The sequence below is a fragment of the Aliivibrio sp. S10_S31 genome (assembly GCF_014694495.1).
Lineage (GTDB): Bacteria > Pseudomonadota > Gammaproteobacteria > Enterobacterales > Vibrionaceae > Aliivibrio > Aliivibrio fischeri.
The window spans coordinates 221,136-234,485 of record NZ_JAAUWR010000004.1 but is presented as its reverse complement, the minus strand read 5'-3'; the positions used below and the strand labels follow the sequence as shown (position 1 = coordinate 234,485).

The following is a 13,350-nucleotide window of genomic DNA, read 5'->3' as shown; positions in this document are numbered from 1 at the left end:
TTTCTAGGAATTAAAGCGTGTCGGAAGAGAACAAAAACACGAACTTAGCCGTATCGGATGATATGCCAACAGGCGGTGCTATGGCACTGGATAGCTCTGTTGACGTACAAAATCCAGATGTTGATGAGCAAAGTTCTTCAAAATTAGATTCAGCTTTGGGTAATCTTGACTTATTACGTCAGGTTATCCTCGTATTATCTGTTTCTATTTGTGTGGCGTTAATTGTCATGCTTTTCTTTTGGGTTCAAGAACCAGAGATGCGTCCGCTTGGAGTTTATGAAACAGATGAACTTATCCAAGTGCTTGATCATCTTGATGCTCAAAAAGCAGAATACAAACTAGATGGTAATACCATTTTAGTTCCCGCCTCTGAATTCAGTAAAATGAATCTTGATCTGTCTCGCGCAGGCTTAAATAAAGCCGTTGGTGAGGGAGATGATATTTTATTGCAAGATATGGGCTTTGGGGTTTCACAGCGTTTAGAGCAAGAGCGTCTAAAACTAAGCCGTGAACGCCAATTAGCAAGTACATTTGAGCAAATGAGACCAATTCGTAAAGCTCAAGTATTACTCGCAATGCCAAAACAAAGCGTATTTGTTCGTCATAATCAAGAAGCGTCGGCAACGGTATTCTTGACCATGAGAATGGGTGCAATGCTAAAACAAGAAGAAGTAGATTCGATTGTTGATATGGTTGCAAGTGCGGTTCCAGGAATGAAACCAACACGTGTTACCGTAACGGATCAGCATGGTCGTCTTCTTAGCTCTGGTACGCAAGACCCGATGGCAATGGCTCATCGAAAAGAGCAAGAATTAGAGCGTAAACAAGAGCAATCTTTACGAGATAAAATTGACGCAATCCTTATTCCTATTTTGGGTTTAGGTAACTATACCGCTCAAGTGGATGTGTCTATGGATTTCAGTGCTGTTGAGCAAACTCGTAAGCAATTTGATCCTCAAACGCCATCTACTCGAAGTGAATACACGTTAGAAGATTATAACAACGGTAATGTGATTGCTGGTGTCCCTGGTGCGCTAAGTAACCAACCGCCGGTAGATTCCGCTATCCCTCAAGATATCGCAGAATTAAAAGATGGTTCGGTACTAGGTCAAGGTTCAGTTCATAAAGAAGCAACGCGAAACTTTGAACTTGATACAACCATTAGCCATGAACGTAAACAAACAGGAACTGTAGCTCGACAAACGGTATCTGTTGCTATTAAAGAGCGTCAAAGCGTTAATCCTGAAACCGGTGAAGTTACCTATACACCAATTTCAGCAGCAGAATTAGATAAGATCCGTCAAATCATTATTGGTAGTGTTGGTCTAAATGAACAACGTGGTGATTTACTGAATGTACTGAGCGTGAAGTTTGCTATTGAAGAGCAACCAATTGCGATTGATGTGCCAATTTGGGAAAACCCTAACTTTAACGATTGGGTTAAATGGCTTGCTGGTGCCTTGGTTATTATCGCCGTTATTCTTGTTCTTGTTCGTCCAGCAATGAATAAATTACTGTTCCCTAACCAAGCAGAAGATGAAGCATTGGCAAATGCAGAACGTAATGCTGAAGGTGAGATGGGCTTAATTGGCAGTGATTTAGATGGAGATGGATTCGAGTTTGGCTCGGGCATCGATCTTCCTAATCTGCATAAAGATGAAGACTTATTGAAAGCGGTTCGTGCGCTAGTAGCAAATGAACCGGAATTAGCAGCACAAGTAGTTCGAAACTGGGTATCTGAAAATGGCTAATGAAATTGTAGAAGCAGGAAATAAAGAAGAAGAAACACCAGAATTTGATCTTTCTTCATTATCAGGCTCAGAGCGTGCAGCGATTTTATTGCTAAGTTTAAGTGAAGAAGATGCGGCAAGTATTATTCGTCACTTAGAACCAAAGCAAGTTCAAAAAGTAGGTGCAGCAATGGCAACCGTATCTGACTTAAATCAGATCAAAGTGTCAGCGATTCACCGTGCGTTCTTAGAAGATATTCAGAAATACACCAGCATTGGTATGGGCAGCGAAGACTTTATGCGTAACGCATTAGTTGCTGCTCTTGGTGAAGATAAAGCGAATAACCTAGTCGATCAAATTCTACTAGGTAGCGGTTCTAAAGGCCTGGATTCATTGAAATGGATGGATCCTCGTCAAGTGGCAAGCATCATTATGAATGAGCACCCGCAGATCCAAACCATCGTATTATCTTACTTAGATCCAGACCAATCGGCGGAGATTTTATCTCAATTCCCTGAACGTGTTCGTCTTGATCTAATGATGCGTATTGCGCACCTAGAAGAAGTTCAACCATCAGCACTTGCTGAATTGAACGAAATCATGGAGAAACAATTCGCAGGTCAATCTGGTGCTCAAGCTGCGAAAATTGGCGGCCTGAAAGCAGCGGCAGAAATCATGAACTACCTAGATAACAGCATTGAAGGTATGTTGATGGATCAAATCCGTGACCAAGATGAAGAGACCGCAACTCAGATTCAAGATCTTATGTTTGTATTTGAAAACCTTATCGATGTACAAGACCAAGGTATTCAAATGCTATTGCGTGATGTTCCACAAGAAGTTCTGCAAAAAGCACTTAAAGGTGCAGATGATGCACTTAAAGAGAAAATGTTTAAGTGTATGTCCAAACGTGCAGCTGAACTTATGCGTGATGATCTTGAAGCAATGGGTCCAGTCCGTGTTGCAGACGTTGAAGCCGCTCAGAAAGAAATTCTGGCAGTGGCACGTCGAATGGCAGATTCTGGTGATCTAATGCTTTCTGGTGGTGCGGATGAATTCGTATAATACGTTTTCATTTCATTGAGTTATAATTAAACGGCTATTTCATAATTAAATTGAAATAGCCGTTATTCTTTCTAAATCTTCTTCTTTTTTTACGGGTTATCATCATGAGTATTAGCAAAAAACGTGGCTTTATCCGCATTACCGATGAGAGTGAACTACAAAAAACCAATATTTGGGAGTCTCCAGATTACTCTGATCCAAATAAGCCTGCTCGTGAAACTGCTTTTAATTACGATCCAAGTTGGACTCCATCGCTTCCAAAAGAAGAAGAGCCAGAAGAATTTGTTTTAACAGAAGAAATCATTGAACAAATTAAGCAAGGCGCTTACAACGAAGGCTTAATGGAAGGCCAAGAATTTGGCTATAAAGAAGGTTTAGAAAAAGGTCAAGCGGAAGGTTTTGAAGCAGGGAAGCCTGAAGGTTATCAAGTTGGTTATGACGAAGGAATTGCAGCAGGCCAAGCTGAGATTCAAGAACGTATTCAGCAATTAATTACCATGGCAGACAAGTTTGCAGAACCGTTAGCATTGCTTGATTCTCAAGTCGAAAAACAACTGATAGATATGGTGTTAGCACTGACTAAAGAAGTGGTTCACGTAGAAGTAAAAACAAATCCTCAAGTGATTTTAGATACGGTTCGAGAATCAGTAGAAACATTGCCTGTTACTGAACGCGAAATTAAAATTGCGTTAAATCCAGAAGATCACCAACGAGTTATTGAAGCGTATGGCGAAGAAGCTTTAACGCAAAAGCAGTGGACATTAACTGCTGAGCCGTCGATGAATTTAGGTGATATAAATATTCAAGCCTCTGATTCAAAAGTGAGTTATTTGCTAGAAGAACGAATTAAGAGCGTACTGAACAAATTCTGTGGTGTGAATCGCCATCAAGGAAATCAGTAATGTTGCCATTATCTGAACGTTTATCTCAATACAAAACCACAGGCTTAACCACACGTGCTATTGCTTCTGGAAAATTAGTGCGTGTTGTTGGACTAACGCTGGAAGCAACAGGTTGCCGAGCACCTATTGGCAGTTCTTGTTTAGTGGAAACTGTAAATGGTGAGATCGAAGCTGAGGTTGTTGGTTTTTCAGGTGAAAACTTATTTTTAATGCCAAGCGAACAAGTTTCAGGTGTTTTACCTGGCGCTAAAGTAACTCCAATCGCCGATGGCAGTGGTATTCCTGTTGGTATGGAGCTACTTGGGCGCGTGGTTGATGGGGTAGGTAATCCTATTGATGGTCTTGGTGAACTTTATACTGAACATACAGCATCATTTACTTCTGAGCCAATTAACCCATTATCCAGAAAACCGATTTCAGAGCCGCTTGATGTTGGTTTAAAAGCAATTAATGGTTTACTTACTGTGGGTAAAGGTCAGCGTTTAGGCTTATTTGCAGGTTCGGGTGTTGGTAAGTCGGTAACACTGGGTATGATGACTCGTGGTACAACCGCGCAAGTGGTCGTGGTTGGCTTAATTGGTGAACGTGGACGTGAAGTTAAAGAGTTCATCGAAGAAATTTTAGGCCCTGAAGGTCGTCAACGTTCTGTTGTGGTTGCCGCTCCTGCCGATGCATCGGCATTGATGCGATTAAAAGGGTGTCAAACCGCATTAACTATTGCTGAGTATTTCCGCGACCAAGGCTTAGATGTTTTACTGTTAATGGATTCGTTAACGCGTTTTGCTCAAGCACAGCGTGAAATTGCTTTATCTGTTGGTGAACCACCGGCAACCAAAGGTTATCCGCCTTCTGTATTTGCAAAATTACCGGCATTGGTTGAACGTGCGGGTAATGGTAATGAAAATCAGGGTTCTATCACAGCATTCTTTACCGTATTAACCGAAGGGGATGATTTACAAGATCCCATCGCCGATGCTTCACGTGCGATTTTGGATGGACACATTGTATTGTCTCGTGAAATGGCTGATGCCGGACATTACCCTGCGATTGATGTAGAGAAATCTGTCAGCCGTGTTATGCCACAAATTACCGACGAAGAACATATGCTTATGTCTAAAGCGGTGAGACAAGTGTTGTCTACCTGTCGTAAAAACCAAGATTTGGTATCGATTGGGGCGTATAAGCCGGGTACTGATCCTGCTATTGACCAAGCGTTTACGTTAAAACCAAGATTAGACGAATATCTACAACAGCGTATGAAAGAAAGTGTTCCATACGATATGTGTAAAAACATGCTTAAAATGTTGCTTAGTGGCTAAGGCATAATAAATGACAAGTACTTTTGATTTCTTATTAGAGCAAGCCCAAGAAAGAGAAAACCAAGCGGTAATGGCACTTAATAAAGCCAAAGCTGAGTTGGAAGACTTTTATGAGCAAGTAAAGCAGATTGAAAAATACCGTCTTGATTATTGTAATCAACTATTGCAGCGTGGCCAGCAAGGGTTAACTGCAAGCCAATATGGACATTTAAATAAATTTTTGGTGCAGTTGGATGAAACATTAACCAAGCAAAAAAGTGCAGAATCCCATTTCACATCACAAGTGGATAATTGCCAAACCTATTGGCAAGAGACTCGTAAGCAGCGACGATCTTATGAGTGGATGATGGACAAGAAAAAAGCAGAGCGACAAAAAATGTTAGATAAGCAAGAGCAAAAAATGATGGATGAGTTCTCAACCCTTCAGTTTGCTCGCCGAAGTAAAACTGAATAATCATATTGAGTGATTGCTTCAAGGTCTTCTTAATTCATCAGCATTTTCCCTTCATAATCTTTCAACTTCTTATTGAATAACAAAAGTGGCTTAATATTTGCTTTAAAATAAGCAAAGCTGAGCCACTATCGCGCTCGTCAAAAAATCCACACTCAATGTAGAGAACATACTATGAGCAGTCATGACTTATCATTAAACGGTATTAATAAAACCGCGCCTGTAAAGCCAGATACTAAAACGGCTGCTGTAGATAAACCAGAATCTGAAGGCTTTATTGAAGAGCTAAAAGAGGTAATGGGATTAAAAGAAAAAGACGACGCCAAAAAAACAACGGTTGATGAGAAAGGCGATGTTGAAAAAGCTGAAGCGAGCGACAAATCGAAAGAATCTGAATCTGTTGATGAAACAAAAGAAGAAACAACAGAGGACAAAGTAAGCCAAGGTTCTGAATTATTATCTCGTCTTGATCAAGCTAATAGCACATTAGTTGATAAAAAAGACGAAGCGAAAAAAGCCTCAGGTGACGAAGAGTCATCTGATGAATCAGAATCGTCTGATTCAAGCGATGCTGAAGTGTTGCTTACTCAAGCAAGTATTGCCGCTGAAGGTGAGAAAAACAGCAGCAAAACCGTAGCTGAAAAAACAGATCCATTAAAAGAAATTCAATGGGGTAGTAGTGCTAAATCGTCAACTCAAGTAGAGGGCGAAACGCAAAGCAAAGGTGAAGCTGCTGGTAATAAAGAATCAACCAAAGAATTATTAACCTCTACAGCACTGATTGGCAAGGCAGAAGCTGAAGCTGGAAAGTTAGCAGAGGCGAAAAAAGCAAAAATGGATATCTCAGCACTTGGTATGACTCAAGTTGCTAATGGTGAAGCGGTTAATTTAACTGAATCTAAAACCACAGATACCTTTGCACAGCAATTAGCACATGCGTCAGGTACGACGGCAACTCAACAAGCAGCAGCCGTTCAAGCGCAACGAGCAGACCCAATGAATGTGCCTTTAAATATTCGCCAAGAGATGGTGAGTGATGAAGTCGCAGAGCGCATCAATATGATGATGGCGAAAAACCTTAAGCATGTTGATATTCGTTTAGATCCACCAGAAATGGGGCGTATGCACATTCGTCTGAATATGGGTGCAGATAGCGCCGGTGTGCAATTTACGGTTTCAAACCAACACGCAAGAGATGCGATTGAACAAACATTGCCGCGTTTACGTGAAATGTTTGCTCAACAAGGGATCCAACTGGCCGATACATCAGTACAACAACAAAGTTCGGGTGATTCTTCACAATATGCTTACCAAAAAGAAGAGCATAGCAACCATGGTTCAGGTTTTAGTGAAGAGTCTTCAGAAGAACACGAAATCAGTGTTCAAGTATCATCAAAACCGAATGATGGCATCAGTTTTTACGCGTAAGCACAATAATATAAATTAGCGACATTAGAATAAAAATTAATAGTTATTTAAAGAGGAATGAGAATGGCTGAACAAGGTGATGTGCCTAAAGGTAAGAAGAAACTAATGATCATTATTGCATTAGTTGCTTTATTACTGATTGGTGGAGGCGTTGCTGCTTGGTTCTTTATGTCAAGCGAGCCAGCACCAGAACCAACAGAGCAAGATATTGCCGCTTTGGAAGCGAATATGCCTGCACTGTATTTAAATTTGCCTCAGCCATTTATCTTTAATGTGACCGGCGATAAACGTGATCGTTTAGTTCAATTAAAAGTACAGGTCATGATGCGAGGTGCTGATAATGAAGCCGTTGCTAAACAGCATACACCACTTATTGAGAGTGCTTTATTATCGACATTTGCTGCTGCAACCGTTGAACAACTAAGAGAGCCACGTGGCCGAATTGAGCTACGCGAGCAAGCGACACGTGATATCCAAGATGCCTTTACTAAAATTACAGCCAAGCCTGTAGTTGAAAAAGTATTATTTACCGACTTTGTAATGCAATAGGTTTAATGTGACAGATCTACTATCCCAAGACGAAATTGATGCTCTACTCCACGGTGTAGATGATGTAGAAGATGATGTTGTCGGTAATGATGACAATGTAGGCTCAATGAAGAGCTTTGATTTCTCATCACAAGACCGAATCGTTCGTGGTCGAATGCCAACACTGGAATTGATTAACGAACGTTTTGCACGCCATATGCGTATTAGCTTATTTAATATGTTAAGAAAAACTGCTGAAGTATCGATTAACGGTGTTTCAATGGTGAAATTTGGTGAGTATCAAAATACGTTATACGTACCAACCAGTTTAAACATGGTGCGTTTCCGTCCACTTAAAGGCACAGCCTTAGTAACAATGGAAGCTCGACTAGTCTTTATTCTGGTAGAGAACTTCTTTGGTGGTGACGGTCGTTTCCACGCTAAGATCGAAGGTCGTGAATTTACTCCAACTGAACGTCGTATTATTCAATTGTTGCTAAAAGTGATTTTTGAAGATTACAAAGAAGCTTGGTCGCCAGTAATGGGCGTTGAGTTTGAATACCTTGATTCAGAAGTAAACCCAACGATGGCAAACATCGTGAGCCCGACAGAGGTTATCGTTGTTAGCTCATTCCATATTGAAGTGGATGGCGGTGGTGGTGATTTCCACGTTGTTTTCCCATATTCAATGGTTGAACCTATTCGTGAATTGCTTGATGCCGGTGTGCAAAGTGACAAGATGGACACTGATGTTCGCTGGAGCAAAGCACTACGCGATGAAATCATGGATGTTCCGGTAGAGATGAAAGTTAACTTATTAGAGAGCCAAATTTCATTGCGCGATCTAATGGAGCTGGAAGCTGGCGATATCATTCCAGTGGAAATGCCAGAAGCGGCAACCGTATTTGTAGAAGACCTACCAACTTACCGCGGTAAAGTCGGTCAATCTAACGACAAATTAGCAATACAGATTACTGAGAAAATCAAGCGTCCAGATATGGTGAAAACGGATTTAGCCTTCCTAGGCAAAGACGTATTGTTTGATTTAGATGATGAAGAATAAGAAACAGAGAAGGTAGTGGATCATGGATTCAAATGAACAACAAATGGCTGACGAATGGGCAGCAGCATTAAGTGAAAGTGCAGAAGCTCAAGCAGTAACCGCACCTTTAGAAGATCTAGAAGAAAAAGCGCCAGAGTTCAACGAAGATGAACGTCGTAAGCTTGATACGATTCTAGATATTCCTGTAACGATTTCTATGGAAGTAGGTCGTTCACACATTAGCATTCGTAACTTACTGCAACTTAACCAAGGTTCTGTTGTTGAACTTGACCGAATTGCTGGTGAGTCTTTAGATGTAATGGTTAATGGCACACTTATCGCTCACGGTGAAGTGGTTGTCGTGAATGACAAGTTTGGTATTCGTTTAACTGACGTTATCAGCCAAACTGAACGCATCAAAAAACTTCGTTAATTGAACACGAATAGGGATTGGGTATGAAAAAGCTATGGTTATTGGCGTTAGTGCCTTTTCCTCTATTTGCAGCTGAAAAGGCTAATGTTGATTTAGCGGCAACATTAGGTTCGCTGATTTTTGTTATCGCATTAATTCTCTTTTTTGCATGGCTATTAAAGAGAATGCGATTTCCTGGCGTAACAGGAACATCAGGCAGTGCGATGAGCATTGTTAAACAATTGCCTGTTGGAACAAAAGAGCGAATCGCGGTCGTTCAAGTTGGAGAGGAACAATTCTTAATCGGGATCACCTCTCAAAATATCAATATGCTAAGTAAGCTAGATAAGCCGTTAGAGGTAAATGAAAACACCATGACGCCTTTCTCTTCTCAACTTAGCCAACTGATGAAAAAAAATGCTAAAAACTAATTTTATTGCCGCCGTCTTGGCGGCATTTTCACTCTTTTTTATGGCATCTCCTGCTTGGGCGGTAGATGATCTCGCTTCCTCTATCCCTCAAACTGCTGCTAGTGCTGAAGGCATGACAGTTACAGCGATGGAAAAAGAAGCTGGAGCAGCAAAAACCATAGCAAAAGGCAGCAGTTCTGGTAGTGGTATCCCTGCATTTACCATGACAACCAATGCCAATGGCGGTGAAGATTACTCTGTAAACTTACAGATTTTAGGTTTAATGACCATGCTGGGCTTCTTGCCTGCAATGGTTATTTTAATGACCTCTTTTACCCGTATTGTTGTTGTGATGTCGATTTTGCGTCAAGCCATGGGTTTACAACAAACACCGTCAAACCAAGTCATTATTGGTATTGCGATGTTTTTAACGTTTTTCATCATGGCTCCGGTGTTTGATAAAGTAAATAACACGGCAATTCAGCCTTATATCAATGAAGAAATTACGGCTCGTGAAGCGTTTGATGTTGCACAGGTTCCGATGAAAGAGTTCATGTTGGCCCAAACACGAGTAAAAGATTTAGAAACCTTTGTAAATATGTCAGGCGTTGAAGCTGAAAACCCAGAAGATGTGCCAATTACTGTGGTTATTCCGGCGTTTATTACTTCAGAGCTAAAGACCGCTTTCCAAATAGGTTTCATGCTTTTCTTGCCGTTTTTGATCATCGACTTAGTGGTGGCATCGGTATTAATGGCAATGGGTATGATGATGCTTTCTCCAATGATCGTATCATTACCGTTTAAGTTAATGTTGTTTGTATTAGTGGATGGCTGGAATTTGATCCTATCCACCCTCGCAGGCAGTTTTGCAACTTAAGGAGCAATCATGACCCCTGAAATGGCGATAGATCTATTCCGTGGTGCACTTTACATGGTGTTAATCATGGTATGTGCCATCATTATTCCAAGCTTGTTAATTGGTTTAGTTGTTGCGGTATTCCAAGCCGCAACCTCGATCAACGAACAAACATTAAGCTTCTTACCGCGTCTTATTGTTACCTTGCTTGCTTTGATGCTGTTTGGGCATTGGATGACGCGTATGTTGATGGAATACTTTTATGAACTTATTGCTCGAATGCCAACAGTACTCTATTGACGTGTGCGCTCTGAATTGATGCACATGAGCTAATGTTATGGAATATCCAACTCAAATAGTTTTAGATTTTATAGCTACGTATTTCTGGCCTTATACTCGTATTTCAGCCATGTTAATGGTGATGTCGGTATTTGGGGCTCGTTTTGTGTCGCCTCGAATTCGACTCTATCTTGGTTTAAGCATCACCTTTGCTGTTATGCCCGCTATTCCTGCTATGCCTCCTGAAATTCAATTGGTTTCTTTCCAAGGTTTTATGACCACAGCAGAGCAGATCATTATTGGTGTGGCAATGGGGATGGTTACTGTATTTGTTACCCAAACCTTTGTTCTTTTGGGCCAAATTTTGGGTATGCAATCGAGTTTAGGTTTTGCATCCATGGTTGACCCTGCCAATGGTCAGAATACACCACTCCTTGGTCAATTATTCATGTTCTTATCGATTCTGTTTTTCTTAGGAACTGATGGACATTTAAAAATGATTAACTTTGTGGTGATGAGTTTTACAACATTACCTGTTGGGGTAGGCAAGCTCACGAGTGTGGATTATCAATCCATGGCAAGTTGGCTTGGTATTATGATGAAGGCTGGGTTAAGTATGTCGTTATCGGGCATTATTGCTTTACTGACGGTTAACCTTTCTTTTGGTGTAATGACGCGTGCTGCACCGCAATTAAACATCTTCTCATTAGGTTTTGCTTTTGCCTTGCTCGTTGGTTTATTACTGACGTCTTATATTATTTTGGGCTTGTTTAATCACTATGATCTGCATTGGCTTCGTGCTGAAGAGCAGATATGTAGCATGATCCGATTAGATTGTTGATTATGAAATCATTATTAATTAACACGACCGTGGAGGTCATTAGATATGGCTGAGAGTGACGGTCAAGAACGTACCGAAGACGCCACGTCCAAACGCTTGCAACAGGCCAAAGATAAAGGGCAGGTTGCAAGGTCAAAAGAACTCGCTTCTGTTTCTGTTTTGGTTTGTGGTGCCGTTGCCTTAATGTGGTTTGGTGAAGATGTAGCAAGAGCGCTATTTTCTGTAATGGAACGTTTCTTTTCTATATCGAGAGAAGAGATTTATGACACCAATAAGTTACTTGAAATTGTTGGTGGTGCATTGATTGCATTGGTTTTTCCTGTCTTTCTTATTTTGATTACTCTGTTTGTTGCTGCATTAGCTGGTGCTGCTGGCCTTGGTGGGATCAGCTTTTCATCTGAAGCGGCGATGCCAAAGTTTTCAAAAATGAACCCAATGTCGGGCATTAAACGTATGTTTGGTATGCAGAGTTGGGTTGAGCTTTTAAAGTCTATTTTGAAAGTGTCTCTTGTTGGTGGGATGGCTTTTTATTTAATTGAAGGCAGTAAAGAAGATCTGTTTCAATTAAGCTTGGATACGTATCCTGCCAATATATTTCACTCATTAGACATATTATTAAATTTCATACTTTTGATCAGTTGTACTTTACTGATTGTTGTTGCCATTGATATTCCTTTTCAAATTTGGCAACACGCAAATCAGTTAAAAATGACTAAGCAAGAAGTAAAAGATGAATATAAAGAAACGGAAGGTAAGCCAGAAGTAAAAGGGCGTATCCGTATGCTTCAACGTGAAATGACTCAACGTCGTATGATGGCTGATGTACCATCCGCGGATGTCGTGGTGACGAACCCGGAGCACTACTCAGTGGCTCTACGATATGATCAAAGTAAAGATGCTGCGCCGATCGTTGTTGCTAAAGGGGTCGATCACGTAGCGATGAAGATCCGTGAGATTGCACGTGAGCATAATATTGATATTTTACCGGCTCCACCATTGGCTCGTGCGTTATATCATTCAACAGAATTAGAACAACAGATCCCTGATGGTTTATTTGCTGCGGTTGCACAGATTTTGGCGTACATATTCCAGATGAAGCAGTATAAGAAGAAAGGTGGTACTAAGCCTGAGTTAGACGAAAGTACGCTAACTATTCCGGATGAATTGAAAAAATAGACAATAACCTACTTTATTGTTTATCCCAGCCTTTAAGAACGCATTGGTGATGAAGAGTTTGTAACTCGGATTCACTAATGCCATCAGCATCAAACATGACTCCAATTTTCGATTGCGACTCTTTTACATCTATATTTTTAATTTCACCACGAACAGAAATCGGTTCAAGACTTTCGATCTCTATTGTTAATGCAATTTTTTTATTTAGTAAGCTATCAGGACTGAGTTTTGATGGTAAGGCAATGGCACATCCACCGAAAGAAAAATCCCTCATGACACCCGTTAAATTTTGTTCGTTTACGGATAAATTACACGAAAATTTACTTTCAATGCGTCGGTGAGTTCGGATTGGTTTCATCGTAATGCTACTTGGTGCATGCAGACAAATCATTTCCATAGGACGATAAATTACAGAATGAATCGTGGTTTTAAAGGCGATGACATCACAATGTGTTGTGTTCGTAATTGCACGAAAAGTAACGTCGGCACCTTCGAGGTAGATTTTATTAAACTCAAGAGGAGGAGAGGATGGGTATTCAATGAAAACGTAATGTCCCTTTTTGAATCCTATCAACTGTGAATTTGCTTGTGCTGATTGACCATTTGGACATGTAATTTCGATGATAACACGACCACCAATATCCATTTTATTAAGTACATTTTGATTTGTACTAAGCGATACACTAGTCATAGCAGCACCAAGAGATAAATAAAGGACGAATTATACAAATTACAAAACCTTTTTCAATTGCGATTCTTATTTTTCTTTTAAAATTAATGAGTTAATCTTGCTTTTGTGACTCTACTTCAATCTGTCAGAAAACTGGAAATTGCCAGCCAAAAAAGTGACATTAATCTGGCTCGAAATTTGCTTTAAGTAGCTAAGCTATTGCGCTATTAGTCACTTATT

General features: G+C 40.5%; 15 protein-coding genes. 14 read left to right on the top strand and 1 reads right to left on the bottom strand.

The features are described 5' to 3' along the window. The first annotated feature begins 17 nt into the window (after window positions 1-17). The 14 genes from fliF to flhB all read left to right on the top strand — a co-directional run bounded on the left by fliF (window position 18) and on the right by flhB (window position 12,440). Entirely contained in the window at window positions 18-1,751 is a 1,734-nt protein-coding gene (fliF, locus tag HC728_RS05415) for a flagellar basal-body MS-ring/collar protein FliF (RefSeq protein WP_005420361.1), read from the top strand. Next, window positions 1,744-2,796: a flagellar motor switch protein FliG gene (fliG, locus tag HC728_RS05410; protein WP_005420359.1), complete on the top strand. Its 1,053-nt coding sequence runs from the start codon at window positions 1,744-1,746 to the stop codon at window positions 2,794-2,796. Before fliF ends, fliG begins: the two co-directional genes overlap by 8 nt. A 104-nt stretch (window positions 2,797-2,900) precedes the next feature. After that, window positions 2,901-3,698: a flagellar assembly protein FliH gene (fliH, locus tag HC728_RS05405; RefSeq protein WP_065597888.1), complete on the top strand. Its 798-nt coding sequence runs from the start codon at window positions 2,901-2,903 to the stop codon at window positions 3,696-3,698. After that, window positions 3,698-5,017, top strand: a complete 1,320-nt coding sequence (gene fliI / locus HC728_RS05400; protein WP_005420355.1) for a flagellar protein export ATPase FliI — start codon at window positions 3,698-3,700, stop codon at window positions 5,015-5,017. Before fliH ends, fliI begins: the two co-directional genes overlap by 1 nt. A 10-nt stretch (window positions 5,018-5,027) precedes the next feature. After that, window positions 5,028-5,471, top strand: coding sequence for a flagellar export protein FliJ (gene fliJ, locus HC728_RS05395; RefSeq protein WP_005420354.1), 444 nt, complete (start codon window positions 5,028-5,030; stop codon window positions 5,469-5,471). A gap of 171 nt (window positions 5,472-5,642) precedes the next feature. Further along, a complete protein-coding gene (locus HC728_RS05390; protein ID WP_065597887.1) occupies window positions 5,643-6,896 on the top strand; it encodes a flagellar hook-length control protein FliK in 1,254 nt (417 codons plus the stop codon). Window positions 6,897-6,959: 63 nt separating this feature from the next. Beyond that, window positions 6,960-7,445 (top strand): flagellar basal body-associated protein FliL, encoded by a 486-nt coding sequence (gene fliL / locus HC728_RS05385; RefSeq protein ID WP_005420348.1) that lies wholly within the window; start codon window positions 6,960-6,962, stop codon window positions 7,443-7,445. A 7-nt stretch (window positions 7,446-7,452) separates the two neighbouring features. Next, on the top strand, window positions 7,453-8,487 hold the full coding sequence (gene fliM / locus HC728_RS05380) for a flagellar motor switch protein FliM (protein WP_005420346.1): 1,035 nt from the start codon (window positions 7,453-7,455) through the stop codon (window positions 8,485-8,487). Window positions 8,488-8,509: 22 nt separating this feature from the next. Beyond that, window positions 8,510-8,899, top strand: a complete 390-nt coding sequence (gene fliN / locus HC728_RS05375; protein ID WP_005420344.1) for a flagellar motor switch protein FliN — start codon at window positions 8,510-8,512, stop codon at window positions 8,897-8,899. Between the two features lie 23 nt (window positions 8,900-8,922). Next, window positions 8,923-9,309 carry a flagellar biosynthetic protein FliO gene (gene fliO, locus HC728_RS05370; protein WP_005420341.1) on the top strand — a complete coding sequence of 129 codons (387 nt, stop codon included), beginning with the start codon at window positions 8,923-8,925 and terminating at the stop codon, window positions 9,307-9,309. Next, window positions 9,296-10,165, top strand: a complete 870-nt coding sequence (fliP, locus tag HC728_RS05365; protein ID WP_005420340.1) for a flagellar type III secretion system pore protein FliP — start codon at window positions 9,296-9,298, stop codon at window positions 10,163-10,165. The genes fliO and fliP overlap by 14 nt, the downstream gene beginning before the upstream one ends. A gap of 9 nt (window positions 10,166-10,174) precedes the next feature. Then, complete coding sequence (gene fliQ, locus HC728_RS05360; RefSeq protein ID WP_005420339.1) at window positions 10,175-10,444, top strand: flagellar biosynthesis protein FliQ; 270 nt, start codon at window positions 10,175-10,177, stop codon at window positions 10,442-10,444. 37 nt (window positions 10,445-10,481) lie between these two features. Further along, window positions 10,482-11,264, top strand: coding sequence for a flagellar biosynthetic protein FliR (fliR, locus tag HC728_RS05355; protein ID WP_005420338.1), 783 nt, complete (start codon window positions 10,482-10,484; stop codon window positions 11,262-11,264). Window positions 11,265-11,309: 45 nt separating this feature from the next. Further along, complete coding sequence (gene flhB, locus HC728_RS05350) at window positions 11,310-12,440, top strand: flagellar biosynthesis protein FlhB (RefSeq protein ID WP_005420337.1); 1,131 nt, start codon at window positions 11,310-11,312, stop codon at window positions 12,438-12,440. Window positions 12,441-12,453: 13 nt separating this feature from the next. On the opposite strand, the gene HC728_RS05345 is transcribed toward flhB, so the two are convergent. Next, window positions 12,454-13,131: a flagellar brake protein gene (locus tag HC728_RS05345; protein ID WP_005420336.1), complete on the bottom strand. Its 678-nt coding sequence runs from the start codon at window positions 13,129-13,131 to the stop codon at window positions 12,454-12,456. Window positions 13,132-13,350: the final 219 nt, after the last annotated feature.